Raw genomic sequence first — 17,142 nt, 5'->3', positions numbered from 1 at the left:
ATGAATGTAGAATATATTTTAATTCGTTATGGAGAAATGACTACAAAAGGAAAAAATCGAGGTCGATTTACAAGTATATTAAGAGAAAATGTTCGAAATCGATTAAAAGCTTTTGAAAAAATTAAAATCACAGCAACGCGTGATCGTATGTATATAAAATTAAATGGTGAAGACCATGAGAAGGTTGCTGCCAACCTAAAAGAAGTTTTCGGAATTCATACGTTTAGTTATGCTAGAAAAGTTGATACTGAATTAGGTGCAATTAAAAAAGGTGCTCTTGAAGCTATTAACGAGCTTGGTGATAGTGTTAAAACGTTTAAAGTAAACGTTCAACGTAGTTATAAACAATTCCCATTAAACACGCCACAGTTAAATCGCGAGCTAGGTGGGTATATTCTTCAAAATACAGAACATTTAACTGTAGATGTTCATCAGCCAGATGTAGCTGTTCGAGTAGAAGTGCGTGATGATGCTACTTATATTACTTGTGGAGAAGAATACGGTGCAGGTGGCTATCCGGTTGGAGTTGGCGGAAAAGTTATGTTATTACTATCTGGAGGAATCGATAGTCCAGTAGCAGCGTACATGTTGTTAAAACGAGGCGTGTCAATAGAAGCGATTCATTTTGAAAGTCCTCCTTTTACGAGTGATCGTGCAAAACAAAAAGTAATTGATTTAGCAAGTAAACTAACTAGATATTGTAGACGAGTGACTTTACATGTTATACCATTTACTGAAATTCAAAAAGCAATTCATAAAGAAATGCCTGCAAGCTACACAATGACAATCATGAGACGCGTTATGCTTAGAATTGCTGAGGGAGTTTCTGTTGATCGAAAAGCACTTGCTTTAGCAACTGGCGAAAGTTTAGGTCAAGTGGCAAGCCAAACATTGGAAAGTATGCATACAATCAATGAAGTAACTAATTATCCAGTTTTAAGACCACTATTAGCTATGGATAAATTAGAGATCATGGATATTGCTAAAAAAATTGATACGTATGATATCAGTATTAGACCTTATGAGGATTGCTGTACAATTTTTACTCCAGCTAATCCAACTACAAAACCAAAACGTGATAAAGTGGCTCGTTACGAGAGTCGTTTTGACTTTACAGAACTAATAAATGAAGCTGTGGTTAATAGAGAATCAATCATTTTTGAGAACGAAATGATTCGAAATCAATCGTCAAAAAAAGAAGAAGAAATCGATATCGACGCACTTTTATAAAATTACTAAAAATTACCAGTAGAAATATGAATGAAGATATGTGTTTTATCACACTCTATACTCACAAGGAGGTGACAACACATGTCAAGAAATAATTCAGATAGCAATCAATTAGTAGTGGCTGGTGCTGAGTCTGCTTTAAACCAAATGAAGTATGAAATCGCTACAGAATTTGGTGTAAACCTTGGCCCTGATACAACTTCTCGTGCGAATGGTTCTGTTGGTGGTGAAATCACAAAGCGTTTAGTACAAATGGCTGAACAAAGCCTTGGTGGATATTCTAGATAATAAAATTTAAATAATTATGGATTAAGAGGTAGGGTAAAACCTACCTCTTTTCTTTTTGTTGATTTAATATTTAAGAATAACTTTGTTATAATAGAGGGAATAAATTAAAGGAGAGACCTGTTCATGTCATATATTGAAAATGAATTTATTAAAATTACAACTAAATCACAGGGAGCAGAGTTGACGGGTATCTATACAAAAAAAGATAATATAAATTATTTATGGAGTGCTGACCCAGCTTATTGGGGGAGACATGCACCTGTTCTATTTCCGAATGTTGGTAAATTAATTGATAATCAATATAAAGTGGATAATAAAGTCTATGAGCTTTCTCAACATGGTTTTGCAAGAGATATGGATTTTCAATTAACTGAAATGAAAGAAGAAAATATCAACTATGAGTTAATCAGTAGTGAACAAACGCTTTTAAAATATCCATTTCAATTTTCATTAACTATTAATTATAAGATTAAGAACAATACAGTTTTTATTAAATATGTTGTGACGAATAATGATCAAAAATCAATGCCATTTTCAATAGGGGCTCATCCAGCGTTTAACATACCTCTGAAGGAAGATGATACCTTTGAGGATTATTACTTACAGTTTGAAGAGGAAGAAAGATTAGAAACAATTAAATTAGAAGGACCATATCGAAGTGGTAAAAGAGAACTAATCGGTCAAAATATTAAAAACTTACCATTAACTCGTGAATTATTTAAGGATGATGCATTAATTTTTGAAAAACTTAATAAAAACGTGCTGTCAATTCGTTCGAAAAATCATAGTAATACGATCAAAGTTCATTTCGAAGGGTTTCCATACGTTGGAATATGGACTACACAAACAGCACCTTTTCTATGTATTGAACCTTGGTATGGAATTGCAGATGAAATCGGCCCAATAAAAGAAATGAAAAATAGACTTGGTATTCAAATGCTAAATCCAAGTGAAACTTTTACTTGTACATACAGTATTACAGTTGAAAGTGATTGATTTAAGATAAAGGTAAGTGAAGAGGAGTTTAGAACTCGCTATTTTGATTAAATAAACTATCCTTTTTAGGTAGTTTATTTTTTTTGTGATTTTTTGTTTAAATTTTCTGAAAAATAGTCGAAAAATAGCAGGAATTGACTATACAATTAACGAAACCATTAATATTCTATTTTGCAAAATTCGAAATATAATTTTAGTAATGATCAAAAGGGGGACTAACTAAGATGAACAGTACAAGTCTAATCGCTCCAAAAGTATATAATCTCGTTTGGGAAATTGAAAAATTTGCTTCAACTGATAAAGTGGCGTTAAAGTGGGTTGACCTAAATGGAGAATCCCATCAATTAACATATAAGGAACTTTATAATAAAGTTCACCAATATGCTTTTACATTTAAAAATAGTGGCATCGAAAAAGGGGACAAACTTTTTGTCATGATGCCAAGATGTATTGAGACTTATGTAGTTTATTTAGCTATTTTAAAAATTGGATGTGTTGTAATCCCAGGATCTGAAATGTTGAAGGTTAAGGATATTCAATACCGTCTTGAACATAGTGAAGTAAAAGCGATTGTATCGCATGATGAATATATAGGTACTTTTAGCGATATTGCTAAAACTGGTAAATATAAATTATTTACTATTCATAATCAACAAAACGTGTGGACTTCATTAAATGACCAAGCTATTAGTGGGGCACATGTATTAACTGTGGAAACAAAAAGTGATGACTTGGCGTTTATTTCATATACATCAGGAACGACAGGCAATCCTAAAGGCGTTGTACACACTCACAGTTGGGGCTATGCACATATTCGTACAGTTGCTTCGAATTGGCTGGATGTGACAGAAGATGATACTGTATGGGCAACTGCAGGTCCAGGATGGCAAAAGTGGATTTGGAGTCCATTTTTAGCGACATTGGGCAGTGGGGCAACAGGGTTCTTTTATGAAGGGAAATTTGATGCAGATACTTTCCTAACATTACTTAAGGAGCAAAATATATCAGTATTTTGTAGTACGCCAACCGAATACCGATTTATGGCAAAGGTTGAAAATCTAGATCAATATCAATTACCTACACTAAGAAGTGCTGTGTCAGCAGGAGAGCCTTTAAATCAAGAAGTAATCCGTACATTCAAAAAGCATTTCAATGTTGATGTAAGAGATGGTTATGGACAAACTGAAAATACATTATTAATCGGAACGATGAAGGATATTAAAGCAAAAGTAGGTTCAATGGGTATTCCAACACCAGGAAACTTAGTTGAAATCGTTGATGATGAAGGAAATCCAATCGGGGTTAATGAAGTGGGGCATATCGCAGTCCATTTAAGCTCTCCAGCATTGTTTAAACATTATTATAATGATATGGAACGTACAAAAGCGCAAAGAAAAGGTGAGTACTATTTAACGGGTGACCGAGCTAAAAAAGATGAAGATGGCTACTATTGGTTTGATGGACGTAGTGACGACATAATTATTAGTTCTGGTTATACAATTGGTCCTTTTGAGATAGAGGATGCGTTAGTACAACATAAGCTTGTAAAAGAATGTGCGGTTGTTGCTAGTCCAGATTCATTACGTGGTAATGTTGTTAAAGCATTTGTTGTTTTGACGGAAAATGCTACAAATCAAGATGACTTAGTATCTGAACTACAAGAACACGTGAAAAAAATTACTGCTCCATATAAATATCCACGTAAAATTGAATTTGTCCAAGAGCTACCAAAAACAACTTCTGGTAAAATTCGCCGAGTAGAATTACGTGCAATGGAGCAATTACGTGAATCGAATTAAATAATTACTTATGTTAAAATGAGGGAAAATTCCCTCTTTTTTTGATTTTGGGACAATTTATCTTGCGAAATAATAAACGAATCTATTTAATGAACGGATGGTGGAATGAAATGAAGAAGCTTTGGCATAATGGTTTATTTTATACAATGGAAAGTGAAGGGGAAACGGTAGACTCAATCATTACTGAAGATGAACAAATTTTGAAAACAGGAACATATGAAGCTTTGCTTTCTTTTTTAGACGGTGAACAATTTGAGAAAATTAATTGTAACGGAAAAATCGGTTTTCCAGGTTTTATTGATAGTCATTTACATTTAATTGGTCATGGAGAAGCGATGAATCGAGTAGATTTGTCAAAGTGTCAATCATATGACGAGATGCTTGATCGAATGAAAAAAGTTGTAAAGGACGCGAACCCAAATGAGTGGATTGTTGGGGAAGGATGGAATGAAAATGAATGGGAAGCAAAAGCAGTACTCTGCATTGACGATTTAAATAGTTTATCAAGCAAAAATCCACTTGTATTAAAAAGAACTTGTAGACATGTCTACTTTGTAAATTCTCTTGCACTTAGTCATGCAGCAATAAATGAACATATGCAAATCGAAGGAGGACAAATTGGCTGCTTTGAGGATGGTCGTTTAAACGGATTATTATATGATGAAGCTGTCAATTTAATCATTAAAGCGATGCCGGCACCTAACGATCAGTATTTGTCAAAGGCAATCATTTCCGCTATTAGAGATTGTTATCAATACGGTATTGTTGGAGCTGTAACAGAGGATTTATCCTATTATGGAAACGCAAATTTAGTGATAGATTTATATGAGCAATTGTTAAATGAAGTTCCATTTCATACTCATGTTTTAATTCATCATACGACTTTGGATGAAGTCAAAGGAAGATTACATAAAGGTAATAAGAATGTATCATTTGGAGGCGTAAAAGCATTTATTGATGGTTCATTTGGTGGTCGGACTGCACTGTTAGAAAAACCTTATGACGACGATCAAAGCATAAAAGGATTACAAGTGACTTCTTCAGATAAATTAGAAGTAATTACAAAAAAAGCACGTGAAAATGAATTGCCAATAGCATTTCATATGATTGGAGATCTAGCTGTTAAGCAAGCCATTGATGTTGTTAAAAAATATCCTAATCAAACTCAGCTACCTGATCGATTTATACATTGTGCACTTTTATCTCCAAAATTAATTGAAGAAATGAAAGAACTAAACATCGTTGTAGATGTACAAACCTCATTTATATATGCCGATTATCCATGGCTAGTAGAACGTATTGGTCAAAGCCGAAATGAATATGCATATTTAATTAAAACACTGCTAAATGAATCAATCGCTATTGCAAATGGTTCAGATACACCGATTGATACAATTAATCCATGGCAAGGAATATATACAGCGGTTACCCGAAAAGCAAAGGACCAGATAGCTTATAATATCGATGAAGCAATTAGCCTTTATGAAGCAATAAAACTATATACGATTGATAGTGCGACGTCAATTCGTCAAGAAGATAAAAGAGGTCTCATAAAAGAAGGATATTCTGCTGACTTTATTTTATTTGATGAAAATCCATTTGAGTTAGAAAAAGATGATCTACTGTATGTTAAATGCAGTGAAACTATTTGCCGAGGAAATATTGTCTATAAAAGACATGAGTAAGTTAAGAAAAGGACAGGTGAGTGTGTCCTAGAATTTATGAAGTTCAAAAATCTTATATATTTCTACTCGAAAAGAATGGTATGTAATTTTACCATTCTTTTTGTTTATCCAGAAGTTGGTTTGCCCATACTGATACAAAAAAGGGTGATTTTTTGCTTTACTTATACTCTATTCTAATTTTTATTGCAATCGTTGTTTTACTGTTAATCATTTTCGTCCTTTTTATAAATATGAAAGTCAATATTTTATCCGTTTATACAAATGAAGAACGATTTATGAATATTAAACTGTCTATCTTGAACAACCTATTGCATTTCACCTTTACGATTCCTTTAAAGAGACCGAAAGAGGTAAAGGAGGACGTATCAGATTTAGAGAAAAAAAGGGATTTGTCTGTCTTTCAACAAATTGATTTTTTCATAAATTTATACTCCAACGGACATACTATCATTACAAAATTTTTAAACACTGTACAAATTTACAATTTAACTTATCATATTCATTTCGGTGTCGGAAATTCTGCTTTAACAGGTATATCAATTGGAACAGCTTATAGTGCGATCGGAATTTTTGAAAATTTATTAAAGAAATTTACGATATTACATCATCCGCCAACGATCGATATCACGCCCAATTATTATACATCCGTAATGGAAACTAAAGGTAAGATCAGGTTTTCATTTTCGGTACGAAAGGCAGTCTTTGCGGGATTATTATTACTTAAAGCATATTTAAAAACTAGAAAAGACTTTAAAGCAACACATCCAATCGAAACTAATTAGAGGTGATTAACAATGAGTCAACATCCTATTGGAGACTTAATGCACGCGGCAATGGAAAATTTATCAGCAATGATTAATGTAAATACAATTATTGGTGATCCAATTTCAACACCAGATGGAAGCTTAATCTTAACCGTATCAAAAGTAGGGGTTGGCTTTGCAGCTGGTGGAAGTGAATTTAGAAATTACCATTTAGTAGATGGTGTTAAAGAAGCTGAAGTAAGAAGTCCACATCCATTTGGCGGAGGTACAGGTGGAGGTGCATCAATCACACCGATTGCTTTTTTAATTGTTGGTAAAGATGGTGTAAAACTACTTCACCTAGATCAAAACACGCATTTAATTGAAAAGCTGATGGATTTAGCGCCACAAGCGCTTGAAAAAGCAAAAAAATATATGAAGAAAAAAGATAATTCGGTTGATGATGAAGCAATTTTTGATACAGATTTAGATTAAATTTAAAATTTAAGTAAAGTTAATTGCATTCAAGGTTTCCTTCCAGTAAGATAAATGTTGTGAACATTTTGTAATTTTGGGAGGAATTATCATGGCATCTGTAACATTTAAAAACAATCCAGTAACTCTAATTGGACAAGAAGTAAAAGTAGGAGAAAAAGCTCCAAGCTTTACTGTATTAGCAAATGATTTAAGCCCTGTAACTTTAGAGGCTTCAGCTGGTAAAGTACGCTTAATTAGCGCAGTACCATCTGTAGATACTGGAATTTGTGATGCACAAACTCGTCGTTTTAACGAAGAATTATCAAACGTAGAAAACGTTGAAGTTTTAACAATTTCAATGGACTTACCATTCGCACAAAAAAGATGGTGTGCTGCAAGTGGTTTAGAAAATGTACATACTTACTCTGATCACCGTGATGCATCTTTTGGTGAAGCATTTGGTGTTTTAATGCAAGAATTACGTTTATTAGCTCGTGCAGTATTCGTAGTAGATTCAAATGATGTTGTTACTTACGTTGAGTATGTAGCTGAAGGTACAACTCATCCAAACTATGAAGCAGCAATCGAAGCTGTAAAAGCTGCAAAATAATAACAATAACTCTATTAAGAGGTAAAAGGCTGTCGAGTAGATCTCGGCAGTTTTTTTGCATTAAAAAGGCATTCACAAATATGAATGCCTCAGTGTGTATATATCAGACTGTTGCCAAAATCATTTACCTAAAGAAACTGATTTCTCAGTACAACGTTCCATAGCTGAGATAATAGATGAACGGAAGCCTCGTTTTTCTAATTCAGCAATTGCTTCTATTGTTGCACCACCTGGTGTGCAAACTTGGTCTTTTAATTCCCCAGGGTGTAATTCCGTTTCAAGTACCATCTTTGCTGCACCTAAAACTGCTTGGGCTGCTAACTTATATGCCTGGTCACGCTTTATACCTTGTAATACAGCTCCGTCTGCTAAAGCTTCGATCATTAAGTATACATAAGCTGGAGAAGACCCACTAACTGCAGGAATTGCATCCATTAATTTTTCATTTACTAATTCGCATTTTCCGAAGCTATTGAAAATTTCCATCACTTCACTTAACTCTTCATTGCTCACTACTTGATTATGACAAAGTGCACTCATGCCCTCTCTAACTAACGAAGGAGTATTTGGCATCGTTCTAACGATTTTAACCTCTTTACCGAAAGATTTCTCAACACCTTCTAAAGTAATTCCAGCGGCAATCGTAATAATCACAGTATTACTTGAAACAACTTCTTTAATGTCTTCTATAATAGTTGGATATAAATCAGGTTTAACTGCTAAAAACAAATAATCAACCTGCATTGCTAAATCGATATTACTATTTAATGTGTGAACATTATATAAATCTTTTACTTTTACAAGTGTTTCATTAGACCTTGCACTTACATAAATTTGATGCTTTTCAATTACATTCGATTCAATTAACCCACCAATCATAGCTTGAGCCATTTTACCGCAACCGATAAAACCAATCTTCTTATTCATTTTATTCATTTGTTCTCACATCCAATATATTTAATAAATTGAATTATACAGGAGGGGTTAAATATTACCAAATAATACATTATTAAAAAAAAATAATGTATGGATATCCACAAGGAATTATTTTTTGTAAAATAGAAATTGTAAAGAAAATTGACTCTTTATTTGGGGGTATTATGAAACAAATTTTAAAAGAATCAAATCATAAAACTACAATTGAGATTATTCAACAACTTATTCAAACATATGGTGGAACTTCATTAACACATTTAGGATTACTTGGAGATAAAAAAGTATTTCTTTCAGAAGATCAAAAATCTGCATTTGTTTACCGTAAACAAGGTAATAAATTAGTTGTTCTATGTGATCCAATTGGTGAGATTTCTTTTGAAAAAATAAAGGAGTTTGAAAATTATTCAAGGGGTATAAAATGTATTCCGTGCTTTTATCAAATAGATGAAAACTCAAAAAAGTTGTATGAAAAAGCTGGCTATCGATTGTTAAAATTAGGTGAAGAAGCAATAGTTGAATTAGAGGATTTCGAAATTGCAGGTAAAAAAGGAGCAAAACTAAGAACAAAAAGGAACAAATTCATTCGACAAGGATATCAATTTGAAGTGTCAATGCCTGGACATTCTATAGGTCTACTTCAAGAGCTAAAAGGGGTCTCAGATGTATGGTTAAACGGAAGAGAAGAGCTATCCTTTTCAGTTGGTTCATTCCATTTTGATTATGTTTCAAATTTTCCGATAGGAATCTTAAGGGATAAAAATGGTCAAGTTATTGCTTTTGCGACATTACCAATTCAAGGACAAAATATAACAATCGATTTAATGAGATATTTAAAAGAATTACCATATGGAACGATGGATATGCTTTTTGTTTCGATTATGTTTTGGGCAAAAGAAAATGGATTTAAAAGCTGTAGCCTTGGAATGGCACCTTTAGCAAATGTTGGCCAAGATTCAAAATCATCAATCATCGAAAAATCTGCAAAAATGATCTTTAAATATGGTAACTCAATTTATAACTTCAAGGGATTATTAACTTTTAAAAGTAAATTTGCGAATAAATGGGAATCGAAGTACTTAGCATACAAACCATATACATTACTTTCGGTTATCAAAAGCATATATCACCTAGTTCATGGAACTAAATCTTTGAACTATATAACTCGATTTATGAAGCCGTTAGAAAAGAAAGTGAAAATTAGTTAACGAGGGCCTCTATATAAGAGGTCTTTTTTTATGCTTTTCATTATTGCTCTATGAAAAAGTTACTGTTCGTCATAATGCCATTAATTCCTGTTCAATACAAAAAAATAAAACTACATAAAAAGTTCAAATTGTATTAAATAAAAGTAAACATTCATCAATTAAAATTAAATTAACAGTACTGGATTAAAATTGATTAAACAAACCAAATACTTTCTAATAGAAGAAAATTATTAAAGTGGACACGTTTAAGAGCCATACGTATAATGAAACACAATGACTGTTCTATTATGAAAGTGAGGAAAGAAAAATGGTAAAAGAGAATTCAGTGGAATTTTTATTTAATTACATAGATGAATCGACAGAATGTTTAAAAGATAATTTAGAAATTTCTTATTTAGAGGCATTAATTGAAACGGGTGAAAATTTCTTTGAAGGGGAAGTTTTGCAAGAAGAAATTAGTGGTTCGCAAAAAGATAAGCTTATGAATATAATTCATCAATTTACATCGAGTTCAAAAGATAATGAGAGTATTCGTAGAGCATTTCAATTAGCGATATTAAAAGGTATGAAGCAAGGAGTACAAACAAACCATGAAATGACTCCAGATGGTATTGCTTTTATTATTACTTATTTAGTTGGAAAACTTACTGAGGGGAAACAAAATTTAACTATCTTAGATCCGGCAATTGGTACTGGAAATCTTTTATTAACAATTTTAAATTCTTCAAAGGATAAATTTACTGATTCTGTTGGAATAGATGTAGACGACGTTCTTGTTAGAATCGCATTTGTTATAGGCAACTTACTAGGACATGAAATAGAACTATTTAATCAAGACAGTTTAGCGCCTTTATTTGTAGATCCGGTTGATCTTGTTGTTTGTGATCTACCAATTGGTTTTTATCCAAATGCTGAACGTGCAAAAGAGTTTACTTTACAAGCAAAAGAAGGCATGTCTTATGCACATCATTTATTTATTGAGCAAAGTATGAACTACTTAAAATCTGGAGGATTTTTCATCTCGCTAGTTCCAAATCACCTATTTACTTCAGAGCAATCTACTCAATTACAAAGCTATATTAATGAAACAGGTGTTATTCAAGGATTGATACAGTTGCCAGTATCTGCCTTTAAGGACGAAAAACATCAAAAAAGTATATTAATAATCCGCAAAAATGCAGAAAATATGAAGAAGCCAAAACAGGCTTTATTAGTTGATTTCCCTAAGTTATCGAATATGAAAGCAGTTGAAGATATTATGCTTCAAATGAATGAATGGTTTAAAGAAAATTTACAATAATTGAACTTTTAAACACGTAAACTAATTTGTGTTATAATAATTTCAGCTAAAAAAATATAACAGTTTCATGTTTAAAGGAGATGTAAAAACATGGCAAATATTCTTGCTATTAATGCAGGTTCATCGTCATTAAAATTTCAATTAATTGAAATGCCAAGTGAAAAAGTACTTACAATTGGTTTGGTAGAGCGTATCGGTTTAAAGGATAGCGTTTTTGTAATTTCTGTAAACGGGGAAAAAATTAAAGAAGTAACTGATATTGCTGATCATTCTGTTGCAGTAAAAATGCTTCTTGAAAAGCTAACAGGTTTAGGAATTATTTCTTCATTCGATGAAATTCATGGAGTTGGACATCGTGTAGTTCACGGTGGAGAACTATTTACAGATTCTGCTTTAATTACTGAAGAAGTTGAGCACCAAATTGATCAACTTTCTGATTTAGCTCCACTTCATAACCCGGCTAACCTAGTTGGTATTCGTGCATTTAAAGAATTATTACCAAATATTCCTGCAGTAGCTGTATTTGATACTGCATTCCATCAAACAATGCCTGAAGAGTCTTACTTATATAGCTTACCTTATGAGTACTATAAACAATTTGGTATTCGTAAATATGGATTCCACGGTACATCACATAAGTATGTAACAGAAAGAGCTGCTGAATTAATTGGTAAGCCACTTGAAGAATTAAGACTTATTTCATGTCACTTAGGAAATGGTGCAAGTATTGCTGCAGTTGATGGTGGAAAATCAATTGATACTTCAATGGGATTCACTCCACTTGCAGGTGTAACAATGGGAACTCGTTCAGGTAACTTAGACCCAGCTTTAATCCCATTTATTATGGAGAAAACAGGAAAAACAGCTGAGGAAGTACTTGATGTATTAAATAAACAAAGTGGTATGCTTGGTATCTCTGGATTCTCAAGTGACTTACGTGATATTGAGACTGCAGCTGAAGAAGGCAATAAACGAGCTAAAATCGCTCAAAGTGTATTCATTGAACGTATCCATAAATATTTAGGTTCTTACGCTGCACGTATGAAAGGCGTAGATGCGATTATTTTCACTGCTGGTATTGGTGAAAATGGACCGGAAATTCGTCAAGCTGTTTTAGAAGGTCTTGAATTTATGGGTGTTTATTTTGACCCAAGTAAAAATAACTTTAGAGGAAAAGAAGCTTTCATTAGCTTTGATCACTCTCCAGTTAAAGTAATCGTAATTCCAACTAATGAAGAAGTTGTAATCGCAAGAGATGTAGCACGAGTTGGAATGAAATAATCTTTTAGTAAACATAAACGTAGAGCATACAAAAATAGATGACCTCATATTCTTAAATTGAGATCACTTTTTGGCTCTACGTTTTTTTATATTCGAGGTGATAGTATGGATCAAATGAAAGAGTATAATCTATGGCTTGAACTGAACGATTTGATTGAAAAGAAACAACAACAGCAAAATTTAAATAAACTTGAACTAATGTATCGAAATGCTTCTAATTTTCTCCTCCAAAAAATACCTCAGAGCTATTCGAATACTTTTAATGAATTTTTTTCAACTGCTTTTTTCCACACTCAATCTTTAATACAAACAACAAAACAGTTTCAAGAAAAGAAATTAGATATTCTTAATCGAGCTCAAATTTTAAAAAGTGATGTTAAGACAATAAGTGATCTAAGAAAGCTACCATTAAGACAATTGAATTTTTTAGCTGAACAAGAAATATCGAAAGCATTAATAGTCTCAAGTGTTCAAGGTGGAATAAGTGGAACTAGTACTAAACTTGCTTTATTTGGTGATTTACCAGCCTTATTAATTATTAATCTTAAAACTGTCCAAGAAATAGCCCTTTGTTATGGATATGATGTAAGTATTCCAAAAGAGATGGAATGTAGCTTAAAAGTATTACAAGGTGCAATCCTCCCATCAACCGAAAAATACGTTGTTTGGAGTAATTTAATGAACGATATTTTAAAGCATGAGGATTCTGACGTATTTGCAACTTGGGAAAATGAATTTAATGGAGAAGGGGTCTATTACACAGTCGTATTACAAATGTGCAAGTTATTAATGATCCATTCATTACGGAATAAGGTTTTAGGTGGGATTCCTTTATTAGGAGTTACTGTTGGGGCAAAATGGAATGAATCATTTACAAAAAACATATTAGAATATACAAAGAAATTTTATCAATATCGTATATTATCGGAACGGATAAACCAGGAGCCAACAAATTAAATCACAAATTGAGAAGCTAACAAATTAGCTGTTAGCTTTTTTAATGTAGAATGAGTGGAAACCGGCTTGAACCTCGATTGGACAATTTACTCTTAGCCCATCGAATACACGTTTGGTTGTAAACGAGTATGTGGTATGCTAAAAGAAAACCATTCAAGGAGACAATTATGAAGCCTACATCAAGTTTTCAACTAGAACAATCCGTTGGAAAGTTACGAAAAGTGATTGACCAACTAAACAAGCAAATTAAAGAAGCATCTTCTGATAAAGTTGCGAATGAAACCATCCGACTAAAAGAGGAACTGAAAACAATTGGAGACACGCTTTTACAAATTCAAAAGCGCGAAAATGAATAAATATAATAATAGAGGCACAGAAAAAAAGCTAACAAATTTATTGTTAGCTTTTTAACCATGTATTTTTGTATGATTCGACATTTGTTGGTTACTTCTAAACCAAATCCAAAGATCGTTAATAATTGATGCTAATTCTGCAATATCAGAATTTAATTTACAGCTCAAAGCAAAATTAGATTCGTGATTTAATTGTTCTTGTTTATGATTAATCGAAAACTCTAAACGCTTAATTTGATCAGGTATGTCACCACGGATATATTCCCATTCAGTAATAATCATCAGTTGTTGATCGCGAGAGTAATCTTCCCAATCCAGCTTTAGGCTTGGTAGAAAAATACCTAATCGTTCATCGTATAAAAAATAATCTTGTAACATTTTTTTTACTCCCCCGTTGCCATTAATTTATAAATATCAATAAATTGATGTTTGCTTCCCTGTTCTACGTGTTCGATTTTGCCGAAACTACTCTCGTTTGGTTCTAACACTCCGAGGGCGTAAATTCGGATACAACAAATCCTACATAGTTGAGTTATCTTTTACGTGATTATTCTCAACTTTTTTAGTGATTGACTTGGTTTTCGTCTAATAGTAAGTCTACTCACTATCATGGTTCTACCCAATGTCGAAGTCACTTTCGCAACAACCTAGATTCACAGTAGATGTGATAATTATATCATGAATTTATCGTATCGTAACAAGCAATTAGTATATATTACTTCCTTTTGTTATAAAAATCTAGTAGTTTTCACACAATTTTAAAAATTTATTTTAGCTGCTACTTACCTTTTGACACAAATATGTAAAGCCTAAAATCTAAAAATAAAAATTATTAAAATAAAAGGAAAATAATTCATAATAATAGAAAACATAGTTATCTTTTAATAAAATAATCTTACTAAATTAAAGATATATGTATAAGATATGACATAATTTTTAATGGACTGGCTTTATGCTTAAATAATCAATTAAAAAGGTTAATGAGAATAGATTTTAAAAATACTACAATTGATTGATTTATCTAGATGATTTTCAATAATATATAAAATTATTTAGACTCGAAAGGAAGAGTTTTATGAGGCATGCTGTCATTACGGCAGGATCGAAGGGGTTAGGGAAGAAAGTAACTGAAGCATTTTTAAAAGATGGTTATTCAGTAACTGTTACGTACTTTTCTGATGAACAAGCTATTAAAGAGCGAAAAGAAGAATGGAAGGATTATTTGGACCGGATTCTTTTTGTAAAAGGTGATATTTGCGATAAACAATTTATTAGTGAGATTGTCTCAAAAACGATGGAGAAATTCGGTAGGGTTGATTGTCTTATCAATAATGCTGGTCCGTATTTATTTAACCGTAAAAAACTGGCTGACTACACTGATGAAGAGTGGGAATACTTGTTGTATGGAAATTTGCACAGCGTGTTTTATCTTTTAAAGCAAACTATTCCAATTATGAGGAAGCAGAAATATGGACGTATCATAAATTATGGATTTCAAGGTGCCAATTCAGCTTCGGGATGGATTTATCGTTCTGCATTCAGTGCAGCTAAAGTAGGGCTAGTTTCATTAACTAAAACAATAGCCTATGAGGAAGCTGAAAACGGTATAACATCTAATATGATTTGTCCTGGAGATATTTTTGGTGATATGAAAGAAGCAAATCAAACTGAAGCGAGTAAGGATGGAAAAGGTCTTGCACCAGTTGGAAGATCTGGTACTGGAGAAGATATAGCAAGAATGGTGCAATTTTTGTGTAAGGAAGAGTCTGATTTTATAACAGGTGATATATTTGAAGTCACTGGTGGCTTGGATGTCATTAATAAATACAGACATATTCCATTATCATGAGAATTCGTGGGACAATTCCATTTTTAAAGCATAATTTATAGTAAAAAAGATTCTGAATTAATATTTATTAAACGAAATTAAGCGTTTTCATTTTCTGCACTATATGTTTTGTGTTAATATAAAAATGTATTATTTTTTAATAAATAGAGCTCATCCTAAGAGGCACGAATTAAATATATTTCAGGGGGAAATAACATGCGTATTGGGGTACCAAAAGAAATAAAAAACAACGAAAATCGTGTAGCAATGACACCAGCTGGAGTAATGAACTTAGTTGGACATGGACATTCAGTTTACATTGAAACAAATGCTGGACTTGGTTCAGGATTTACTAATGAAGAATACGTAAATGCTGGCGCAACAATTGTTGAAACAGCTGAAGAGGCTTGGAATAATGAAATGGTTATGAAAGTTAAAGAACCAATTCCAAGCGAATATGGATATTTCCGTGAAGGATTAATTTTATTCACATACTTACATTTAGCTCCAGAGCCTGAATTAACTAAGGCTTTAATTGATAATAAAGTAGTAGGAATTGCATACGAAACTGTACAAGTTGGTAATACATTACCGTTATTAACTCCGATGAGTGAAGTAGCAGGGCGTATGTCAGCTCAAATCGGTGCTCAATTCCTTGAGAAAAATAAAGGCGGAAAAGGTATTTTATTAGGTGGAGTACCAGGAGTACGTCGTGGAAAAGTTACAATCATTGGTGGAGGTGTAGCAGGAACAAATGCTGCTAAAGTAGCTGTTGGTCTTGGTGCTCATGTAACGATGATTGATTTAAATCCAGATCGTTTACGTCAATTAGATGATATTTTTGGTCATCAAATTACGACTTTAATGTCAAACCCTTACAATATTGCTGAAGCGGTTAAAGAATCTGATCTTGTAATCGGTGCAGTATTAATTCCAGGTGCAAAAGCGCCAAAACTTGTTACAAAAGAAATGATCGAATCAATGGAACCAGGTTCAGTTGTAGTTGATATTGCAATTGACCAAGGTGGTATTTTCGAAACAACAGATCGTATTACAACTCATGATTTCCCGACATATGAGAAGCATGGAGTAGTACACTACGCTGTAGCAAACATGCCTGGTGCAGTACCTCGTACTTCTACAATGGCATTAACAAATGTTACAGTACCTTATGCAGTTCAAATTGCTAACAAAGGTTATCAAAAAGCTTGCTTAGATAACTCTGCATTATTCAAAGGTATTAATACACTTGATGGATATGTAACTTACGAAGCAGTAGCGGAAGCTCACGGCTTAGAATATAAAGAAGCAACTACTTTATTACAAGGTACATCTGTTTCTACAAACTAATAAAAAGTAAAATCCCCTTATCGAAATCGGTAAAGGGATTTTATTTTATTCTAATTCTATTAACATTCACTTTATTTTTATAGTAAAATGATATCATAATTTCC

At 32.7% G+C, this 17,142-nt stretch carries 17 protein-coding genes; 15 read left to right on the top strand and 2 right to left on the bottom strand.

Annotation, left to right across the window (positions count from 1 at the left end; all coding sequences use genetic code 11):
• The 8 genes from thiI to tpx all read left to right on the top strand — a co-directional run bounded on the left by thiI (window position 1) and on the right by tpx (window position 7,828).
• Entirely contained in the window at window positions 1-1,230 is a 1,230-nt protein-coding gene (thiI, locus tag CN946_RS21300) for a tRNA uracil 4-sulfurtransferase ThiI (RefSeq protein ID WP_098862894.1), read from the top strand.
• 81 nt (window positions 1,231-1,311) lie between these two features.
• Window positions 1,312-1,518 carry an alpha/beta-type small acid-soluble spore protein gene (locus CN946_RS21295; protein WP_098862893.1) on the top strand — a complete coding sequence of 69 codons (207 nt, stop codon included), beginning with the start codon at window positions 1,312-1,314 and terminating at the stop codon, window positions 1,516-1,518.
• Between the two features lie 123 nt (window positions 1,519-1,641).
• Window positions 1,642-2,514, top strand: a complete 873-nt coding sequence (locus tag CN946_RS21290; RefSeq protein ID WP_098862892.1) for an aldose 1-epimerase family protein — start codon at window positions 1,642-1,644, stop codon at window positions 2,512-2,514.
• A gap of 224 nt (window positions 2,515-2,738) precedes the next feature.
• Window positions 2,739-4,313: an acyl-CoA synthetase MbcS gene (gene mbcS / locus CN946_RS21285; protein WP_098862891.1), complete on the top strand. Its 1,575-nt coding sequence runs from the start codon at window positions 2,739-2,741 to the stop codon at window positions 4,311-4,313.
• 110 nt (window positions 4,314-4,423) lie between these two features.
• Window positions 4,424-5,998: an amidohydrolase gene (locus CN946_RS21280; protein ID WP_176547405.1), complete on the top strand. Its 1,575-nt coding sequence runs from the start codon at window positions 4,424-4,426 to the stop codon at window positions 5,996-5,998.
• Between the two features lie 152 nt (window positions 5,999-6,150).
• Entirely contained in the window at window positions 6,151-6,780 is a 630-nt protein-coding gene (locus CN946_RS21275) for a DUF2953 domain-containing protein (RefSeq protein ID WP_098862889.1), read from the top strand.
• 12 nt (window positions 6,781-6,792) lie between these two features.
• The gene (gene ytfJ / locus CN946_RS21270) at window positions 6,793-7,236 is read left to right on the top strand and encodes a GerW family sporulation protein (RefSeq protein ID WP_098862888.1); all 444 of its coding nucleotides are present in this window, start codon (window positions 6,793-6,795) and stop codon (window positions 7,234-7,236) included.
• A gap of 91 nt (window positions 7,237-7,327) precedes the next feature.
• Window positions 7,328-7,828 carry a thiol peroxidase gene (gene tpx / locus CN946_RS21265; protein ID WP_056472180.1) on the top strand — a complete coding sequence of 167 codons (501 nt, stop codon included), beginning with the start codon at window positions 7,328-7,330 and terminating at the stop codon, window positions 7,826-7,828.
• Window positions 7,829-7,948: 120 nt separating this feature from the next.
• Here the strand turns inward: tpx and proC are convergent, their stop codons facing one another.
• Complete coding sequence (gene proC, locus CN946_RS21260; protein WP_098862911.1) at window positions 7,949-8,755, bottom strand: pyrroline-5-carboxylate reductase; 807 nt, start codon at window positions 8,753-8,755, stop codon at window positions 7,949-7,951.
• 173 nt (window positions 8,756-8,928) lie between these two features.
• On the opposite strand from proC, the gene CN946_RS21255 reads away from it, so the two are divergent.
• The 5 genes from CN946_RS21255 to CN946_RS21235 all read left to right on the top strand — a co-directional run bounded on the left by CN946_RS21255 (window position 8,929) and on the right by CN946_RS21235 (window position 13,863).
• Window positions 8,929-9,969: a phosphatidylglycerol lysyltransferase domain-containing protein gene (locus CN946_RS21255; RefSeq protein ID WP_176547404.1), complete on the top strand. Its 1,041-nt coding sequence runs from the start codon at window positions 8,929-8,931 to the stop codon at window positions 9,967-9,969.
• A gap of 307 nt (window positions 9,970-10,276) precedes the next feature.
• Window positions 10,277-11,269 carry a class I SAM-dependent methyltransferase gene (locus CN946_RS21250; RefSeq protein ID WP_098862886.1) on the top strand — a complete coding sequence of 331 codons (993 nt, stop codon included), beginning with the start codon at window positions 10,277-10,279 and terminating at the stop codon, window positions 11,267-11,269.
• 90 nt (window positions 11,270-11,359) lie between these two features.
• Window positions 11,360-12,550 (top strand): acetate kinase, encoded by a 1,191-nt coding sequence (locus CN946_RS21245; RefSeq protein WP_098862885.1) that lies wholly within the window; start codon window positions 11,360-11,362, stop codon window positions 12,548-12,550.
• A gap of 105 nt (window positions 12,551-12,655) precedes the next feature.
• Complete coding sequence (locus CN946_RS21240) at window positions 12,656-13,507, top strand: EcsC family protein (protein ID WP_098862884.1); 852 nt, start codon at window positions 12,656-12,658, stop codon at window positions 13,505-13,507.
• A 167-nt stretch (window positions 13,508-13,674) separates the two neighbouring features.
• Window positions 13,675-13,863 carry a hypothetical protein gene (locus CN946_RS21235; RefSeq protein WP_098233714.1) on the top strand — a complete coding sequence of 63 codons (189 nt, stop codon included), beginning with the start codon at window positions 13,675-13,677 and terminating at the stop codon, window positions 13,861-13,863.
• A 51-nt stretch (window positions 13,864-13,914) separates the two neighbouring features.
• Here the strand turns inward: CN946_RS21235 and CN946_RS21230 are convergent, their stop codons facing one another.
• On the bottom strand, window positions 13,915-14,238 hold the full coding sequence (locus CN946_RS21230; protein ID WP_098862883.1) for a hypothetical protein: 324 nt from the start codon (window positions 14,236-14,238) through the stop codon (window positions 13,915-13,917).
• 697 nt (window positions 14,239-14,935) lie between these two features.
• Here CN946_RS21230 and CN946_RS21225 point away from each other — a divergent pair.
• Window positions 14,936-15,709: an SDR family oxidoreductase gene (locus CN946_RS21225; protein WP_098862882.1), complete on the top strand. Its 774-nt coding sequence runs from the start codon at window positions 14,936-14,938 to the stop codon at window positions 15,707-15,709.
• Between the two features lie 195 nt (window positions 15,710-15,904).
• Window positions 15,905-17,038: an alanine dehydrogenase gene (gene ald / locus CN946_RS21220; RefSeq protein WP_098426560.1), complete on the top strand. Its 1,134-nt coding sequence runs from the start codon at window positions 15,905-15,907 to the stop codon at window positions 17,036-17,038.
• Window positions 17,039-17,142: the final 104 nt, after the last annotated feature.

This window comes from Bacillus sp. AFS053548 (genome assembly GCF_002575105.1).
Lineage (GTDB): Bacteria > Bacillota > Bacilli > Bacillales > Bacillaceae_G > Gottfriedia.
This window is presented reverse-complemented; position numbering and strand designations above follow the sequence as displayed.